This window comes from Vibrio sinensis, assembly GCF_003605645.1.
In the GTDB taxonomy this organism is placed as follows: Bacteria; Pseudomonadota; Gammaproteobacteria; order Enterobacterales; family Vibrionaceae; genus Vibrio; species Vibrio sinensis.
Genome location: NZ_QVMU01000001.1, coordinates 16,931 through 35,079, shown reverse-complemented (window position 1 = coordinate 35,079; position 18,149 = coordinate 16,931). Strand labels below are relative to the sequence as shown.

15 protein-coding genes and 1 pseudogene are annotated in these 18,149 nt (G+C 40.0%); 8 read left to right on the top strand and 8 right to left on the bottom strand.

Going from position 1 to position 18,149, the window contains the following annotated elements; genetic code table 11:
* Positions 1–357 precede the first annotated feature (357 nt).
* The 6 genes and pseudogenes from DZ860_RS00165 to DZ860_RS24935 all read left to right on the top strand — a co-directional run.
* Positions 358–1,506 carry a sugar diacid recognition domain-containing protein gene (locus DZ860_RS00165; RefSeq protein ID WP_120028894.1) on the top strand — a complete coding sequence of 383 codons (1,149 nt, stop codon included), beginning with the start codon at positions 358–360 and terminating at the stop codon, positions 1,504–1,506.
* A gap of 204 nt (positions 1,507–1,710) precedes the next feature.
* The gene (locus DZ860_RS00160; protein WP_120028893.1) at positions 1,711–2,874 is read left to right on the top strand and encodes a M20 aminoacylase family protein; all 1,164 of its coding nucleotides are present in this window, start codon (positions 1,711–1,713) and stop codon (positions 2,872–2,874) included.
* A gap of 58 nt (positions 2,875–2,932) precedes the next feature.
* Positions 2,933–4,081 carry a glycerate kinase gene (locus tag DZ860_RS00155; protein ID WP_120028892.1) on the top strand — a complete coding sequence of 383 codons (1,149 nt, stop codon included), beginning with the start codon at positions 2,933–2,935 and terminating at the stop codon, positions 4,079–4,081.
* 1 nt (position 4,082) lies between these two features.
* On the top strand, positions 4,083–5,300 hold the full coding sequence (locus DZ860_RS00150; protein WP_120028891.1) for an MFS transporter: 1,218 nt from the start codon (positions 4,083–4,085) through the stop codon (positions 5,298–5,300).
* Positions 5,301–5,355: 55 nt separating this feature from the next.
* The gene (locus tag DZ860_RS00145) at positions 5,356–5,976 is read left to right on the top strand and encodes a trimeric intracellular cation channel family protein (protein WP_120028890.1); all 621 of its coding nucleotides are present in this window, start codon (positions 5,356–5,358) and stop codon (positions 5,974–5,976) included.
* A 342-nt stretch (positions 5,977–6,318) separates the two neighbouring features.
* Positions 6,319–6,576 (top strand): annotated as a pseudogene (locus DZ860_RS24935) (LysR substrate-binding domain-containing protein); the annotation flags it as partial.
* Between the two features lie 95 nt (positions 6,577–6,671).
* Here DZ860_RS24935 and DZ860_RS00135 read toward each other — a convergent pair.
* A complete protein-coding gene (locus tag DZ860_RS00135) occupies positions 6,672–7,559 on the bottom strand; it encodes a LysR family transcriptional regulator (protein WP_120028889.1) in 888 nt (295 codons plus the stop codon).
* A 104-nt stretch (positions 7,560–7,663) separates the two neighbouring features.
* Between DZ860_RS00135 and DZ860_RS00130 the strand changes: the two genes are divergently transcribed.
* Together DZ860_RS00130 and DZ860_RS00125 are read left to right on the top strand one after the other, a co-directional pair.
* The gene (locus tag DZ860_RS00130; protein WP_120028888.1) at positions 7,664–8,965 is read left to right on the top strand and encodes a serine hydrolase domain-containing protein; all 1,302 of its coding nucleotides are present in this window, start codon (positions 7,664–7,666) and stop codon (positions 8,963–8,965) included.
* A 389-nt stretch (positions 8,966–9,354) separates the two neighbouring features.
* On the top strand, positions 9,355–9,981 hold the full coding sequence (locus DZ860_RS00125; RefSeq protein WP_120028887.1) for a cytochrome b/b6 domain-containing protein: 627 nt from the start codon (positions 9,355–9,357) through the stop codon (positions 9,979–9,981).
* 98 nt (positions 9,982–10,079) lie between these two features.
* Here the strand turns inward: DZ860_RS00125 and DZ860_RS00120 are convergent, their stop codons facing one another.
* The 7 genes from DZ860_RS00120 to DZ860_RS00090 form a co-directional block, all read right to left on the bottom strand.
* Positions 10,080–12,140 (bottom strand): sialidase family protein, encoded by a 2,061-nt coding sequence (locus DZ860_RS00120; RefSeq protein ID WP_120028886.1) that lies wholly within the window; start codon positions 12,138–12,140, stop codon positions 10,080–10,082.
* Positions 12,141–12,401: 261 nt separating this feature from the next.
* Positions 12,402–13,082: a porin gene (locus DZ860_RS00115; RefSeq protein WP_120028885.1), complete on the bottom strand. Its 681-nt coding sequence runs from the start codon at positions 13,080–13,082 to the stop codon at positions 12,402–12,404.
* Positions 13,083–13,188: 106 nt separating this feature from the next.
* Positions 13,189–14,295: a Gfo/Idh/MocA family protein gene (locus DZ860_RS00110; RefSeq protein WP_120028884.1), complete on the bottom strand. Its 1,107-nt coding sequence runs from the start codon at positions 14,293–14,295 to the stop codon at positions 13,189–13,191.
* 73 nt (positions 14,296–14,368) lie between these two features.
* A complete protein-coding gene (locus DZ860_RS00105; protein ID WP_120028883.1) occupies positions 14,369–15,691 on the bottom strand; it encodes an MFS transporter in 1,323 nt (440 codons plus the stop codon).
* A gap of 11 nt (positions 15,692–15,702) precedes the next feature.
* Positions 15,703–16,182 carry an N-acetylneuraminate anomerase gene (nanQ, locus tag DZ860_RS00100; protein ID WP_120028882.1) on the bottom strand — a complete coding sequence of 160 codons (480 nt, stop codon included), beginning with the start codon at positions 16,180–16,182 and terminating at the stop codon, positions 15,703–15,705.
* Positions 16,183–16,318: 136 nt separating this feature from the next.
* Entirely contained in the window at positions 16,319–17,014 is a 696-nt protein-coding gene (locus tag DZ860_RS00095) for an N-acetylmannosamine-6-phosphate 2-epimerase (protein WP_120028881.1), read from the bottom strand.
* A 209-nt stretch (positions 17,015–17,223) separates the two neighbouring features.
* A complete protein-coding gene (locus tag DZ860_RS00090) occupies positions 17,224–18,093 on the bottom strand; it encodes a MurR/RpiR family transcriptional regulator (protein WP_120028880.1) in 870 nt (289 codons plus the stop codon).
* Positions 18,094–18,149 lie beyond the last annotated feature (56 nt).

Here is an 18,149-nt window from a genome sequence, read left to right as displayed (position 1 = left end):
CTACCGAGCATCTCCTATCTAACTGCCCACCTCAAAACTCATAGTGACAAAACCTTAAAGAAGATACACCTAAAAATGATGTGTTTAGTCACCTATTACAAGGTGATTTCGTGCAATTACAAACTTAAGTACGGTAAAATACTTAGTGAATAACATCGCATAAAAATTTAAGCCTTTTCTGATTATATTTTTTCTTGATGAGAATAACACGATCACCAAAGCGAGAATAACTTTACCCGTCAGTTCATGAAAAAATTGGCTCGCAACAAGTCTTATTCAAACGATTTAGATAGCGTAATTGCTTGATCTAAAACGTCAATTAACTGCTTGCACGTGTCAAAGTGGAAATGATTTTATATGAGATTGAACGAACACATAGCAACTCAAATTGTAAGCCGAGTTGTTAAGATAATCCCTTATAGTATTAATGTAATGGACGAGCTTGGCTTTATTATTGGCTCAAGCGATCCATCTAGGTTAAATAAACGCCATGAGGGGTCGATAATTGCTATCACCGAGAACCGCATCGTTACGATAAGCCCCGAAACCTCGATAAATCTTAAGGGTGTTAAATCAGGGATAAACTTACCAATACTCTATAAAGAGAAAGTAATTGGTGCCGTTGGTGTATCTGGTATTCCAGAAGACGTAAAGCCTTACGGCGAACTGGTTAAAATGACGGCTGAATTGATTGTCGAACAAGTTTCTTTGCTGTCCAAAATACAATGGCACAAGAGACACAAAGAAGAACTTGTCATGAAAATCATTAAAGAAAATGAATTTGATGAAGAGCAGTTCAATATTGTTGCTGAGTCACTGGATATCGACCTATCGAAACCAAGGGTTGTATCAATAATAAAAGTGGTACCTATCGGAAGCTATCGAGTCTCTTTAAATGATATGCAAACTATTGCCAACTTTCTCGAATTCCCAGAACGAGGAAATTTAGTTGGAGGGATCTCTGCTTATTCAAACAAGATCATTGTGCTCAAGCCAATTGATATCATTAACTCTGAATGGTCTGTAATTAATGAACAAAAAAGGGTCAACGATTTCCTGAATCAAACTAAACATATAAAAAATGTAAAAATATTGATCTCTGTAGGGGATTACTTCCCAAATTTAGACGGCATAAGTAAATCGTATAAAACAGCTAAATTAACTTTAGATTTCATGTCCGATATAAAAAGCGGTTCGTCATTTTATCAAAACAATAAATTACCAATTTTGTTAAGTGAATGTTTAGATGACTCATGGAAAGCTCAACAAATAAACAAACCTCTCGATACTCTTCGAGCTTCTGATAGCAAAAAAGTATTAGAAAAAACACTGGTCGAATTTTTTAACCAGAACTGTGATATATGTCAAACAGCCAAAAAAATGGGAATTCACAGGAATACTCTTAGGTATCGACTCGATAAGATAGAAGATATAACCTCATTAAAAATCAGCAACATAAACGAACTTATCACATTATACATCCCATTGATATTGAGCTCTCGTTAAATTGCTTTTTGTTCAAATGCACAAAAATCTCAAACTTATACCCATAGTAATTTGTAACTATGTCCAAAGACCCACTTAGTTTCCAAGGTCATAATAATCACACTTGTAGGGAGAACCTCCTTGATTTGTGCTCTTGGAAATTACCCCCTTTATAAGACTCTGTATTTATTTTCTCGAATCATAATTATTTTTATAGGAAATCCAATGATTGAAGCAATCAATAATAATAAAGCGATGTTCGTTGAATGGCGTCATGAATTTCACAGATGCCCAGAAATCAGCTACAAAGAATTTAAAACGTCAGAAATGATCGCCGAAAAACTACGAGGCTTTGGTTTCGATGAAGTTCACACCGGTATCGGTGGTACTGGTTTAGTTGGTGTACTGAAAGGAAAATCCCCATCAGATAAAGTCGTTGGGCTTCGTGCTGATATTGATGCTTTAGCGGTAAAAGAGCTGAATCAATTTGACTATATATCAGAAAATGAGGGGGTAATGCACGCTTGTGGTCACGATGGGCATATTACCATGCTTCTTACAGCAGCATGGTATCTATCACAACATCGTGAATTTAGCGGTACAGTAAACTTCATATTCCAAAGCGCGGAAGAAGAGTTAACGGGTGCCAAAACAATGATTGATGATGGCCTATTTGAACGTTTCCCATGTGATTGTATCTACGGCATTCACAACATGCCACATGTGCCAGAGGGACATATTTGGGTTTGTGAAGGCGCATTCATGGCAAGCTGTGACCGCTTCGATATCGAGATAACGGGTAAAGGTGGCCACGCTGCAATGCCTGAAGACATGATCGATGCGCCTGTCATTATGAGCCATGTCATTCTTGCTGCACAATCGATTGTATCTCGTAATATTTCTCCATTGGAATCAGTTGTTCTTTCGTTCGCAGACGTCCATTCAGGTCATGATACATACAACATCATGCCTAAGACCGCAACGATGAAAGGTTGTGTGCGTGCATTTAATGAGGACATTCGCCAACTCACTTTAAAACGCCTTCGTGACATCGTTGAAATGACAGCTCAAATGTATGGAGCAACAGCAACCCTGACACTTCGAGATGGAAGTTGCCCAGCCACCATCAATAATCCAGAGCAAGCCAGACTCGTTGCTCAAATTGCTAGCGAAGCATTTGGTGAAGAAAAAGTAAATGCAAATTGTCGTCCTTTGTCAGGTAGCGAAGATTTTGCTTGGATGCTTCAGCATGTTGAGGGGAGCTATATGTTTTTGGGTAATGAAGGCGCTGCACTCCACAACCCGAACTATGACTTCAACGATAACATTATCACTCTTGGTGCAACCATGTTCGTCAAACTCGTAGAACATAACCTACCTATCCAATAATCTAAATGCACAACTGAAATGGCCAAATTGGTGGCTATTTCAGTTAAGGACCAATACTTTGAAAATTGTAATCGCACCCGATTCATACAAAGAATCTTTAAACGCAAATGAAGTTGCAGACGCTATCCAAACGGGTTTTATGTCGGTATTTCCAGACGCTGAATATATCAAAGTTCCTATGTCAGATGGTGGTGAAGGACTGGTTAAAGCTCTCGTTTCCGTAACGAATGGTAAATATCGTACAGTTCGAGTCACCTCCCCTGTCATTGGACTCGAAGTCGATGCCACCTATGGCATTCTCGGCGATAACGAAACAGCGATCATTGAAGTTGCCGAAGCTTCTGGGCTACACCTTGCCGTTGGCGAGCACCGAAACCCTCTACTAACCACGACATTTGGGACTGGCGAACTGATCAAAGATGCACTAGATCAAGGCTTGAGAAAAATCACATTAGGCTTAGGCGGAAGTGCGACTAATGACGGTGGTGTTGGAATGGCAATGGCACTCGGAATTGTTTTCTTAGATAAAGATGACGAAAGCATTGGACTAGGTGGAAGTGCACTCAGTTCTCTGAAAACCATCGATTTCAGCAATATTGACCCTCGTATCAATGAGTGCCAAATCAATATTGCTTGTGATGTGGAAAATACTCTGTGCGGGCCTTCCGGAGCTTCTCATATGTTTGGTTCACAAAAAGGTGGCTCAAACGAAGATTTGGTTTTCTTAGACAAGTGCCTAGATAACTTAGGTTCCGTTATTCAAGAAACGCTCAATATTGAATTAAAACACACCAAAGGGGCCGGTGCTGCGGGAGGCCTTGGTGCAGGGGCCATCGCTTTTCTGAATGCGAAATTAGAAAAAGGTATAGATGTCGTCATAAAAGCGGTCAATCTCGTTTCTATTTGTTCTGACGCTGATTTGCTAATAACTGGCGAGGGGAAAATTGATGGTCAAACTGTCTATGGGAAAACGCCTATCGGTGTCGCTAAATGTGGAAAAACCTATGACGTACCGGTCATTGCGATCGCTGGATGCTTAGGTAAAGGCTTTGAAGATGTATACGAACATGGTATCGATGCAGCATTCTCGACCATGATCTCAGTGGTTGACTTACCGACAGCACTAGCGAATGCGAAACAAGATTTAACGTCTACGGCAAGAAATGTCGCCACGAGCGTATCAATGTTTATGAATAAGGAACACTAAAATGAAATGGGAAAAATACATTGTTGAATTTTTGCTATTCACAGTTTACTTAGTATTTGGCGCATCATGGGCTACTACTGGTGCCGTAGGCACACAAATTATGCAAGATTTTGGCGTCGGTGTTGCAGAATCAGCAATGATGACCAATGCGATTTTGTGGGCTAAGATCCTTGGCGCACTATCGATTGCTGTCGTGACCTACAAACTAGGCATTAAGAAATCTTACTTCCTTGCATTAGTATTAGTCGGTACCGCTATTTTCATTCCATTTACAGATGACTTCTACGTATTGATTCTCATCCGATTCTTAAATGGTCTAGGTGGTGCCATGTGTCTAGTTTCGATGGTTCCAGTCGTTTCTCACTACTTCGATGCAAAAACCGCATCAAAGTTGAATAGCATAAATGGAATTCCAAACGTCATTGGTTCTGCTATTGCACTTATGTTTGCTATTCCTTTAATGAATTATATTGGTGGCTGGAAACCTCTACTTGCTGCTTATGGTTGGATCACTTTGGCTTTTGCAGCAGCTTGGCTAATATTCTTTAAAGACTTTCAACAAGCATCAAATAAGTCAGATTCAGATAACGACAAACACTCAGAAGTTAAAACTGTACTCCGATCTCGCGTTGTTTGGGGAATGGTAACGCAATACATCGGCGGTCTTTTAATGCTACTGGTACCATTTACATACTTGCCAACATACTACTCGCAGTATGCTAACTTGTCTGCTGACAGTATTGCTTTCTTCGCTCCATCTGTTAATCAATTTGGTATTATTGCAGGCGCGTTCCTTTCCATCTGGCTGAAAGGAAAAAATATCCCATACAAAAAGCTATTCGCTTCAACGTCTGTCTTAATGGTGATCTTCGTTTACGCTATGTTCTTTGGTGCTAACGAGTACATTATTGTTATGGGCGCATTTGGCTCGGGTATGATGCTTTCATCTTGGTTTAGCTTTATTTTCTCATTACCTCGTGAACTCATTAAAAATCCATCGACCAATACAATCATGTATGCGATGTCTACGTTCTGGTTGTCTTCATACATCTTAGCAACGATAAACACGCAAATTGTTGGCTATTTAGTCGATTTAACGTCTAGCTTCACCAGTGCGTTCTATTATGTTCTTATGCTGTTGGTCGTTTGTCCAATATTGGCACAATTCGTATTCCCTGCATCTAAGAACCATTCACTTGTTGTCAGCAACGCAGTTTAAAACTTCAATCATCATAAACCCTCGAAAGAGGGTTTATTTCTAGGTGTCATCTAAGATGTCAGTAATTTATTTTTTCGATATTTTTGGAACAATTATATTTGCTATTTGCGGCGTTATCGTTGCTTCAAAATTTGGTATGGACGCTTTTGGGGCTATCGTTCTTGGTGGATTGACAGCTATAGGCGGTGGAACATTCAGAGACATGGCACTTGGCGCTACACCTGTTTTCTGGATGAATGATACAACTTACCTTTGGGTTATTTTGGTGACCTGTTTGATCACCATGATTATGTTTCAAAAACTCGATAATATCCCTTCGTGGATTTTACCGGTTTCCGATGCGATTGGGCTTGCCGTGTTCGTCGGAATCGGATTCGAAAAAGCTATACAGTATCAAGACTCTATGATGGTCGCTATCGTGATGGGTGTAATAACAGGTTGTGGTGGTGGAATTATCCGAGATGCGCTAACGAGCCAAGTCTCCAATGTCCTAAAGCGGGAAATATATGCAACTGCATGTTTAATTGGTGGCATTGTTTATTCGATAGCCCTATCGATGGGAGTCGATAATACAATTGCATTTATGCACTGTGTTATTACGACGTTAATCGTAAGATTGGCAGCCATTCATTTAAATCTATCGTTGCCTACTCTTTCCACCAAAGATAAGTGTTAAATAACAATCCAAAAAATAACCTCGAAACGTTAAAATCAACAAGAATGGTTAGGCTCCTGCCCTATGAACCTAACCAGACTATTTTAGGAGGCGACTATTTACCTTATTAACATTCCAGATTGGAATGCTCATGGATAAGTTACATTGTTTAAAGGTTTTTACTTGAGTTGCTTACTCTGGAACATTTACTACTGCAACAAATGAATTCAATACAAAAAGATTGCTTGGTTAAAATATTGCGATTACCTGGTTTCACCGTCACGCCCACGCTATTAGTCTAAGTGACAGTGAAAAACAGTATCTGGCGTTAGCGTTGAAGCTAATAGAATAGATGCGGTTAATCGAAGTGATAACCCTGAGATGCTCGTACAAATGGCAAAACTAGGACGAGGCATTGCCGCAATGCCTAAGTGGATGATCGAGAGAGAATTAGAGGTCAACTCATTACAACTAATATTAGAACAGTATCAAACATTTAAGCGTCCCATGTATCTCCTGTATAAAGATGCAGAGTACCAACCTCAACGTATTCGTACATTTATCGACTTTCTTTCCAACTATTTTGCTCACAATGACGGCGGCACCAAACTCCCTCAATAAAGGCAAAATTCAAAGCAAAAATGGGAAGGCGACCGAGGACATGTTGTGAATCTGAAATTCATCATGTGGCCTCAGGTATCGTCTCTCATTTAGCACTAAAGGTTTAGTTTTTTCGCCACCCTCGCGACCACATCTAAGATTCGAGATTCTTGTTGAGATGCTTTTGAGGACATGTTGTAAAACAAGATACAGTCTTGTCTAACCATTCTAGGCGCTTCTTCTAATTCAATTTCTCGAATATCACCACTGGTAATATGTTGTTTCATATTATCAGGTGAACACACAGTCCACCCGTCAACTTTTAGCTTATCAACAAGCAAGTTTTGCGAAGTCACTACTTCAAATTCACAACTAAGTTTAGTGTGCCTCAGTTCGTTAGTGATGTCGTTTTCGGCAATGAGCTGTCGAAACGTCGCTAATTCCGCAATGGAAATAGGTTCATCCGGAATAGCTGAATGAACGGAGGTAAAAATACTAAGCGGAAAAGAGCCTAAATTGATATTCCCAATACCAGCACTAGGGTGCAGATTTCCCATCCCTGGCATGACCGCAAACAACGCCTCCCCTGCTTCTATTTGCTGTAGGCAATGGTTTCTATCTCTTTGCAGCCAATTAATGATGATCGTTGGATGCAGAGACTTAATATCGGCCTCTATTCCCAATAAGAGTTTTGATGGTATAGAACTGTCATGATAAGCGGTAATGTTGTTCAACTCGCCTTGGTAGGCAGACAACGCGATATTTTCAAATTCTAAAGATTGCCTTGCTAATAACCTCGCTCGAGGATAAAGACGATGTGCAACATTGCTCGGGATTGCTTTCTTTCCTTCGATAGAAAATAGTTCCACTCCCATCATATCTTCGAGTGCATTAATACGTTCTCTTACCGTAGAACGCGCCTTGCCAAGTCTCTGGCTCGCCGCGCTGTAGCTTTTAAGTTCATAAACACTCGTAAAGCACGCAACCTGTTCTATCGAAATCATCACATCACCTTTGTACGTCTTGAGCGTACATTATGGATTTATATGTTTGAACTTATCAAGTTAATCTACTCCCGTACACACAAGATTGTTAACGGGGATTTCAAATGAAAAAATCGATGGTTTCACTCATTGTTGTCGGTCTCACCTCGACTGCTGTTGCAGCCGAAACTAAACCCATGTCGACTGTACCTGCCCAACCCAAAGAACAAGTCACATTAAGCAATTATACCCAGACTCCATTCAATAAGTGGGCATTCAAAAATATGGGAATTCATCCAACCGTTATGGTCGCGCGTGACGGTGCCATCAATGGACTTCCCCAAGCATTAACGCCTAAAATCGTCAACCACAAATTTACTTATTCCGATGAGGAACTTTCATTTCGTGACGCAATGGTGAACGACCATACCGATGGCTACATTATTATTAAAGATGGTAACATTTTGCATGAGGAATATTTCGGCGACTTTACCGCCAAAGATCATCATATGTGGGCATCGAGTACAAAATCACTGGTTGGTCAGGCTCTAGGCCTATTGGTTGAACAAGGTAAAATCAACGTTGACGAAAAAGTCAGTACTTATATTAGTGAGCTCAACGGAACACACTTTGGTGAACAAACTTTGCGAACGATTTTGAACATGACTTCGGCAATTCACTATAGTGAAGACTACGTAAACATGGCACCTGGTGACGTACATTTCGAGTATTTTCGCCGATTAGGTTTCATACCAGCGTATGATTTGATGGCACTAGATCCGATAAACACAAATACACCTCGCGATTTATTGAGCTTCGCCTCAATATTTGAAAAAGCTGAAAACTTGGATGTAAATCATAAATTTGAATACCACAGCCCAAATGTTGACGTGATTGGCTGGGTTATCGCTCGAGTCTCTGGTCAGCCATTAAATACGTTCATTGCTGACAATATATGGAGCAAGCTTGGTGTAGAACATGATGCTTTCTTTATGACCGATATGAACTATAACCCTGTTGCAACTGGCGGTTTCAACACCACGTTGAGAGACTTTGCGCGTGTTGGCCTCGCCATGGTTAACAATGGTCAATATAACGGTGAACAAGTTTTTTCTGAGAAGTGGGTTAAAGACAGCTTTAACATCACGGAAGAAGAAAACGCTCATATGTTAAATAGCGTTTATAAAGACTCCAATAACGAGGTATTTGACTCTCACTTAGAGGGCTATAAGAACTTCCTTTGGGTACATGACTCAAATAAAAACATTGCAACGTATCGTGGTGTCTTTGGGCAATTTCTATATATCAACCAAGAGAAGAATCTTGTCATCGCGACATTCTCTTCAGCTGACAGCGCATCAAACGCGGCCAGAGACAGCTCAAAAGCAAGAATTCAAGCATTTGAATCATTGGCAAGATCGCTATAAGTATCAATAAAACGACATTTAACGGGCACCTAAGCTGCCCGTTAAATGTATAGAATCTCGATCGTTTAATTTCCTATTAATCTTCCCTCTAATCAAAACCTCACAGCAAAGCCATCGATTACGCTCTATATGGAAACAATCATTACTCATCTAGGCTATTAATTAATTTTTGTGTGTAATTTATAGTGCCGCCATCGCAACAGAATCACCAACAAGAACCATCGACCTGACAAAAATGTAGCCCTATCAATCTCTGGGTGTTTTTCATTCTTTATGTCTTATTCGGTCTTGTTCATTTTATCAGGTGCTTAAGATACTCACTAATTACAGGGGCACATGGCGCTCAGTGAGTATCAAATTAGTAAACTCTCTATTATTCAGGAACAACCATGAAAATTTGGGATCTACCCACTCGTTTATACCATTGGCTTCAAGCTCTACTTTTTATCGGACTAATGACCGGATTAGGACCGCATCTCTATTTAGGCTTAGCACTTTTCACTCTTATTCTATGGCGCATCATTTGGGGTTTTGTCGGTAGCGATACCAGCCGATTTAAACACTTCATATCTTCACCTACACGGACGATTCGTTACTTGCAAGGGAAAGCATCATCGCGCATCGGTCATAACCCTGCTGGCTCTTGGATGGTTATTGCGTTAATAGGAACAATATTTGTGCAATGTATGACCGGGATGGCTTTAGTCGGTTTCTTTGACCAAATCCCATACGCTAATCTTGTTCTCAGAGAGAGTAATATGGGGTATTTTCGAATACTTCATGGTGCATGTGCTCATTTACTATTGCTCTTTGTTTTTCTGCATATACTCGCTATCGTGGTTTACAAATTACGTTCAAAACCGCTATTGATGGCAATGATTACTGGTAAGCAAAAAAGTATTACAGACAATCAAACTCACTCTCGATTAGTCTTTGCCTCAAATAGACGAGCTTTGTTTATTCTTATCGCTATGGGACTAGTGACGTTATTAATATTCACAGGCTCAGGGATGTAAACATCAAGAAATTCCCATCGTAATCATTAAAAGCTCCTGTAACGGAGCTTTTAATGTCTAGACTTATACGAAAGATTATTTTCTTAATCCATTGAAAACTAAGGCAAGAACTTTAATGAATCTAACGTAAATTCACTATAGACCAAATGGAACAGTTTATAACGAGTATTGCTATCTTCATACAAAATAGCGATATTGCCATTTTCTAATTCGGTTAAATTGGAGTATGCAAACTCATCAGGCACAATAATTCGCGCATACTTCCACGTAAAGTGGTAACGAGGTTCCCCATTATCGTAGTAACCATCTTCACTGATCAGTCCCACCCGTATCGTACCATTCGCTCTTTTGGTTGCTGCTGGATTACTGAAGATCACAGCAGGTTGTCCATCGACGTAGCCAGAATAGTTAATGATTGATAATTGACAGCCCGTTGTGTTGCTCATCACCAACGTGGAATCATATTCGACGTCATCCAACCAAGTGACACCACCGTCCAAGCTCGTTGCGATAGCAGCGCGGCCGATACTACGCGCAAACATCTTAATCTGACCATTAGGCATTTCAACGAATTGTGCCTCATGCAGCTTCTCAGCCCCACCAATACGACCATCATTTGGTGATTCACCTAACTGCCATGTTACACCGTTGTCATCACTGTACATCGCACTTGCATATTCAGTCGTGTTATTTGTCGACGTATAGTACATCGGAACTAAAATTCGACCTTGATGCGCTCCATTTTGAATAATAATTGCGCCGCCAGGTGACACGCCAAGGAATTTCATGTCTGAGGTTTTTATCTGATCATTTACGATGGTTGGCTGGCTCCAAGTCGCCCCCTCATCGTCTGAATAAATCATGACAATAAATGATGTAGAATCAACAACAAGTGGTGAACGTTTATAGAAAATATTACTTACTTCAACACCAGCATCGAAAAGAGCAAATCCGTCGCCAACCGTATAATCCGTTGCTACTCCGTCCATGGTGTATACCGTATTATCGTTACCTAGATAGAATTTCTGTGTTGGCTGGCTAGTACTGGTTAATGTTAGGTATTTCTCGCCATCGATTTCTGAGTATCCAGTGCCCGATGTTGAGTTCGCTTGTCCAATTCCACCTTTAAACGCATCTGCAAATAAGAACACTCGATTGTTGTGTCCCTCGACGATCACTGAGTCGATATAGGATGCGCTATCTGTGATTTGACTAGATGGAATACTCGGATAGTCATTAAACTGCAAAATAACTTCAGGATCTGTCCACGTTACACCATTATCTGCACTACGACGGACGCCAACATCAATGTTGTTTGGGGAGTCATTACTATCACCATAACGAATATCAGCGGCTGAAATAATCGTATTGTTTTTGGTTCGGATTAGAGCAGGAATACGGAAAGCGGCAGTATTCCACTCTTCCTTGTCATACAACTTAAAACTCTGAATAGCGGCTCTATCGGAAACGTCTAAGAATGTTTTCTCTTTTAATGTTTCATCATCAAGCGCAACATTATAGAGTTCTAATTGATCGATACGACCGGCATAATTGTATTCATTGGCATTGTGACGGATCGTTTTTCCAACGTGAGCATTATCAATACCATTGATGTTATTGATCAAACCGTAATTAGGTGGTGCGGGTATATCTAGGATTTTTTCGCCATTCAAAAACAATCTATAACCGGTAACTTCTGATGCAGAGAATGCCAAAATGTTATCTGTGCCACTCAGTAAGTTGATATCAACTTTATTGCTCTTATAGATATCGCCACCTCGATGACGTCTAATCTCGAAACCTAATTTTAAATCTGACACATAAACATGAAAGTAAGAGTTAGGGTAACCAGGGCGGCTATCACTTGCGCCGAAAACCGAGTGATAACCACTAATTTCTGGGTTAATTTTTGCAATTAGAGTCATAGACTCAAGTACTTTCACTTGGTCGACGATTGCTCCTGGCAAGGTGACAGCATCACTCGGAGTGCTTAAAGATAAATTTGATACCTGATAAAAAGGCGCTGAGTTTTTCAGCTCAGACTGAATACTCCTAGACAGTTCATTTTCATTTAAAGACCGATGGTCATTAGTAGTAATAATTCCCGCATTTGCTACCGAAATAGATAGAGCAAGCGCTGTACTTAATATCAACTTCATTGAAACCTCTCATTGTAATTAACCCTAACACATAAATAATTTTTATTATTTTCATTTAAAATTAAACAGAAAAAACAAAATTAAACATCAATGGACAAATGGCATTACTTAAAATATGAATACGATTACTTAAACTTGATAAAACAAATAGCTAACTAATTTTAAAATGTAAATCTTAACTATTAAAATAACTATATTGTGAAACGGTACTTATTGAAACTAAAGGAGGTAGTGCATTAATTAGCTATTTAATTCTAATAATTAGAATGCGTATGATGCACCAAATACAAGCGCATTATTTACTTTCTTACCAGAGACTCCGTGTCCTTGGCTACGGTTTTCAAAGTAAGGTTGAACACCATCACGAGTCCACTGAATACGGACCTCATGATCCATTGGGTTATCTCCCTCATCATTAACATGGTAAACGTTGTTATAGTGAACTCTTACTGGAATATCTTTAAATGAGTAGCTAATTTTATTGTCATAACGGACTTGGAACATACCTTTATCAGCATCCGTTTCATCAATGTGGAAACGAGTTCGGTTAGAAAATGCAAAGCCATTTTCGAAGTTATAGCCAAATTTCAATAATGGTCGAAGCTGAACAGTTTCACCAGCTTGTAATAAGTGGTGATAGCCCAATGCTACCCAAAGTTTATTAGTAACTGCGTAGCTTTGCTCTAGCCCCAATGTAATATATGGGTCGTTTGCTTTACCCTCTTCACTACTGTAACCACCAATTGGAATAGAAGAGAACTCTACAAATGCGGTCATATTACCGATTGAATTTTTAAATACATGTCCGGCTTCAATTTTTGAAGTTTCATCCGAAGTCACCGTTTTATTATTATGGAATTGAATATTACCTGTAACATAAGAGGTTGCAGATGCAGCAAACGGCGTTAACAACAACGCGCCAATCAATAAGGAACTTTTCATTTTTCACCTTTATAATATAAATAAAATCTTCTCGAACAAATATATAGCCGAATTATTATCCGGCTATATATCGTTATTTATTTTTTGTTTTTACTTATTGAAACAACTATTTTGATAGTATTTCAGATACTTTAACTTTGCGGTCTTCATATCGAGAAGCGGTAGCAGCATCAGCTGTCGCAATGACGGAAGTAGCGGCTTCGCCTGTAATTAACGCAACAAATTCTTCTGATGGTTCCATACCATTCAATAGATCATGCAAATATTGCATCTCTAACTTCATCACCGATGAAAGCCACATTGGCGTTTTCTTACCAGGTTTACCGTATGCTATTGCACCATCCATCTCACTGTTGGTATTGCCTGCGCGACGATCATCATCTTCTTCTTGACTCTGATGGACAAGGAAATGCTCATTCTTACCATTAATACGCAAAGTACCGGCTGTTTCTTGCATATCAATCTTAATCGCGCCTTTCTCGCCTTGAATTAACACGTAATGCTCTGGCCAATGGAAAGCGCCGCCCCACTCTAGAGTCGCAAAACGACCATCGGCAAACTCAAGATTTAAGAACAACATGTCATCTTCGTTACCAAAGCCTGGTCCCTTATGTGCAAGGTTGCCAGCGGTCATGGTCACTTTTTCTGGCCCACCACCCATTAAAAACTGAACACAGTCGAGCTCGTGAATGTGGTGGTATAGGTGTCCGCCAGAAATTTCACGCATCTTCTTCCATGAAATTGTCGGCTGCTCATCTTCCCAACCGTTACGCTTGGTGTGACATGAGAGTACGTTACCAATAACGCCCTCTTTAATAAGCTGCTTAGCATGACGAACACCGTTAAAGAAGTTCATCACGTGACCCGCCATAAACTTAACACCAGCCTGTTTACAAGCTTCAACCATTTCACAACAGTCTTGATAGTTTAGAGCAATTGGCTTCTCACAAAAAACATGCTTTCCATGGCGAGCTGCTGCAAGTACTGGCTCTTTATGAGCATTATTTGGTGATGCGACAATAACGCAGTCAACATCATCTCGAGAGACAAGATCTTCTAATGAAGCAGTCGCGACACAATTTAATTCTTCAGCGATTAAGGCTGCATTTTCAGGATCGTAAATCGCTGTAATTTCAGCGCCTTCGACTTCTTTCATAAAACGAGCCAATTCAGCACCAAAATAACCTGTACCTACTACGCCATAACGAGTCATATCCATATCCTTTTTAAATAAACTAATTTTTTTTGACTGTGCGACGAATACATCGCACAGCCTGGTATTTCACTTATTTCAACACTTGTGCAGTTTCAAGTTGTGCCGCTTCCACTTGGGCTGCTTTTGCTGCGCGTTTTTTGTTAGCGCGAACGAGTAGCCAATCTGGAATACCGAAGCCGATAATCGTAACTAATGTAAAGGTCCAGAATGAAACAACGAAAGTCAGTGCTGTACCTAGGCCATACGTAAGGCCGATATAGGTTGCAGCCATTGAGTTAAATGTGCCCGATGTTGCTGCAAGGTTATAAATTAAGCCAGTACCTAAACCACGTACTTCTAATGGGAAGTAATCATAAATAAACTTAGGCATAAGTCCGCCAACACCAACGTTAGTAAACATCAGGCCGAATAGGCATAAACCTAATAAGAAGTTATTACCTTCTGGAATCATGAATAATGGAATAATGAAGAAGAAAGACGATAACAAACCAAGAACAAATGTCTTTTTCAAACCAAATCGGTCAGCAAGTAGACCCCACGTAATGTTACCTGCTACGGTACCAAATGCAGCAGCAGTCATCAGTTTAGATATAACTGCAGTTTCAAAACCAACACCTGCCATGTAGGTCGGTAATAGACCGAAGATAGGCCAGTTTGCACCAAAGATTGAGAACAGCACGACAAACACGACTAAAGTAAGTGGCAATTGTGTTGGATTAAATAGACCTTTTAGAGCGCCCCACAATACTGAGAAGAAACTCTCGTATTGGCGAACTTCACCAGAAGCTTCACGCGCTTTTTTAGCATCTTCCCATTCTTTTGATTCAGGCGCTTTAGAACGAATATAAAGGACAAGAAGAATTGGTGTTAAACCGACGAAGAACGCCATACGCCAACCAAATGCCTCTGCGAATGCAGGCATGAAATAAGCAGCGATGATGTTACCTACGCCAAAACCACTCACAAGGAACGCACTTGCTTTTGCTTTAAGGTGCTTAGGAAAACTTTCAACAGCATAAGTTGATGCACAAGCATACTCACCCGCCATACCCATGCCTACAACGAAACGAGCAAGGGCTAGAGTCAAACCACTGACGGCAAGTCCACTTAAACCAGTACCGACTGAATAAGCAACAATAGCCCACATCATTAATGGTTTGCGCCCATAGCGGTCAGCTAACAAACCAAAAATTGCACCCCCTAATGGACGGCCGACAAATGCTGCCGTTGCGAGAAACGCGCCCTCCATATCAGTTAAACCAAGCTCTGGCTTAATGAGATACATAATGTAGAAGATGAGCATGAAATCGAAACCATCAAAAACATACCCGAGCCAAGCAGAAAATATGGCTTTTTTCTGCGGTGATGTAACTTCTTTATACCACGCAAACATAGTGAAACCTCTTAAATTAATTTCTGTAAAAAATTAGTGTGTACTTTGAGCACTGCTTTCCTAATTGTTTTTATTTCATTAATGAAACAAGTCGGCTTATGAGGCTCATTTGGGTAAAAAACAGCAAACATATTCGGTTTTAAAATTAGGGTAGAAACACCACCAGTCGGATTTATTGATTGAAAATCGTTGGTAGCATCATATTCAGTTACTGGCAAAAATTCTTCTCTCGAGGTGGCATACTCCATTAATTCTTCACCTTCGATTAGTATTTGAATGTCGGCGTAATTACGATGTAATTCGCAAGACTTCGAATCTTTTGACACTGAGTCAACGGTCATTACATTGATAAAAAGATTATCACCATCGATGTTGTATCTACCGTCATCTAATTTATTTAAATCATTATCTCGAACAAATTTAAGAGCATTCCAAATTTGCTCTGGTATATCATTCTTTAGATTAATATCGTTTAAATTCCCTAAAATCATGCAAACTCCAATTTATTTTTAATGCCTAGAGATCTACCCTAAACAAGATTGATACTTTCCCCGATATCGTTTTTGTCGGCGTATTTGTTTTACACTTACGACACTTTCACTGATGGCTATTAGCGTTTTTGTTTCATCAATATAAAGACTCTCTGACAATCCGCGCTTCACTGATGCTTTCATTGAACCATTCGCAAATGTATTCAATTCGTGTAATCGCAGAGCCGATCGTGACACAGTCCGCACCAGAGATAATGGCTTGGGCTGCTAATTCCGGTGAATTAAAGCGTCCCTCTGCCATGACAAACATATCTGTATTCGCAAGTGATTTAATAAAATCAAAGTCAGGTTCTTTTGGTGTTTCTCCGCCGCAATATCCTGATAGTGTCGTACCGATAATGTCAGCACCTAATTCGAAGCAAGTTTGAGCATCTTCGACATTTGAACAATCAGCCATTGCTAAACAATCACAAGCATGAATAGCAGCAATCAAAGATTTGATATCATTTGGCCGAACTCTCCCAGTGCCATCAAACGCAATGATTGTTGCTCCTGCATCTGATAGATCAGCAACATCGGTTAAAAAAGGCGTAATTCTTACCGGTGACTCAGTTAGATCTCGTTTAACAATACCAATGACTGGAATTGAGACGACTTTTACGACTTCTTTTAGATTATCAATTCCCTCGATACGTAAGCCTGCTGCGCCACCTAATTCACTAGCAAGTGCCATGGCGGCAACAATACTAGGCGTGTCCATAGGGCTACCGTCTACCGGTTGGCAGGATGATACAAAACCACTTTTTAATTTGGATAAGATCTCGGCTTTCATAAAGTTAAACTCCAAAATGAAACCTTGGTAAGTAAGTTTTCATTCAATCTATATATTTTGAAGTAAAACTTCAATCTGGATTTTAACAATTATTGACAAGTATCACAGGTGGACTAAGGCAAATCGGCTAGTTCTGAGATATAGGTAGGATTATTTGAGGTTGGGTAGAGTGACAGAATACTCACTCTACCCACTTTGGATATGAAGTTTTACTTTACCACTACTTTAATGGTTCTCGATTTTTTGCTCATTTTATCAGTCATGTCAGTTTTGACTAACACGCTATAAATTAGATCAACAACAAATAACTGAGCAATCTTAGTTCCGATTGAGTCACCTTGTAGTTGGCTTTGTCTATTGCCGTTAATTAGAACATAGTCCGCACACTTAGCCAGCGCAGAACGAGGGTTATGTGTAATCGCTACCGTCGTGACCCCGCTCTCCTTTGCTATCTTAAACGATTTAATAAGCTCATTGGTTGTTCCAGAATGGGAAATCCCCAGGAGAACGTCGCCTTGATTCATCAAGGCAGCTTTCATATACATGTTGTGTCCATCGACAAAAGCATCAACATTCATACCAATACGCATGAACTTGTGTTTAACCTGAGCGGCGGTAATGCCGGATGACCCTACACCAATAGCAGCAACGGATTTGGCCTGGCTCATGCACTCCGCCACCTTATCGAGCTCACTGAAATTCAATAGATTAATTGTTTCAGAAATAACATTATCTAATCGAGACTTTAGCTTCATGGCAACAACGCTCGATTCATCGCTTGGCTCAATATCGGTGTCTAATATAGAGTCATCAAAATTCAGTTTGGCGATCTCAATACCTAACCCAGCTTTGAAGTCTTTCAACCCATCAAAACCAATGTAACGGCAAAACCGAATAATGGATGCATCACTCGAATCAGTCACTTTTGAGAGTTCAGAAACCGATAACTCTGACGCTTCACTTGGTGACTCGAGCACAAAGTCTGCTATCTTTTTTTGAGCTGGAGAAAGACTCTCATACACACTGTTAATCGTTGGAATGATCGCTCCAACGTTCGTTTTTATTCTCTTCTCAGCCATGACTAAAATCCAATTATAATTAATTTTCTACTGAATATATTAACGCAGCCAATCTG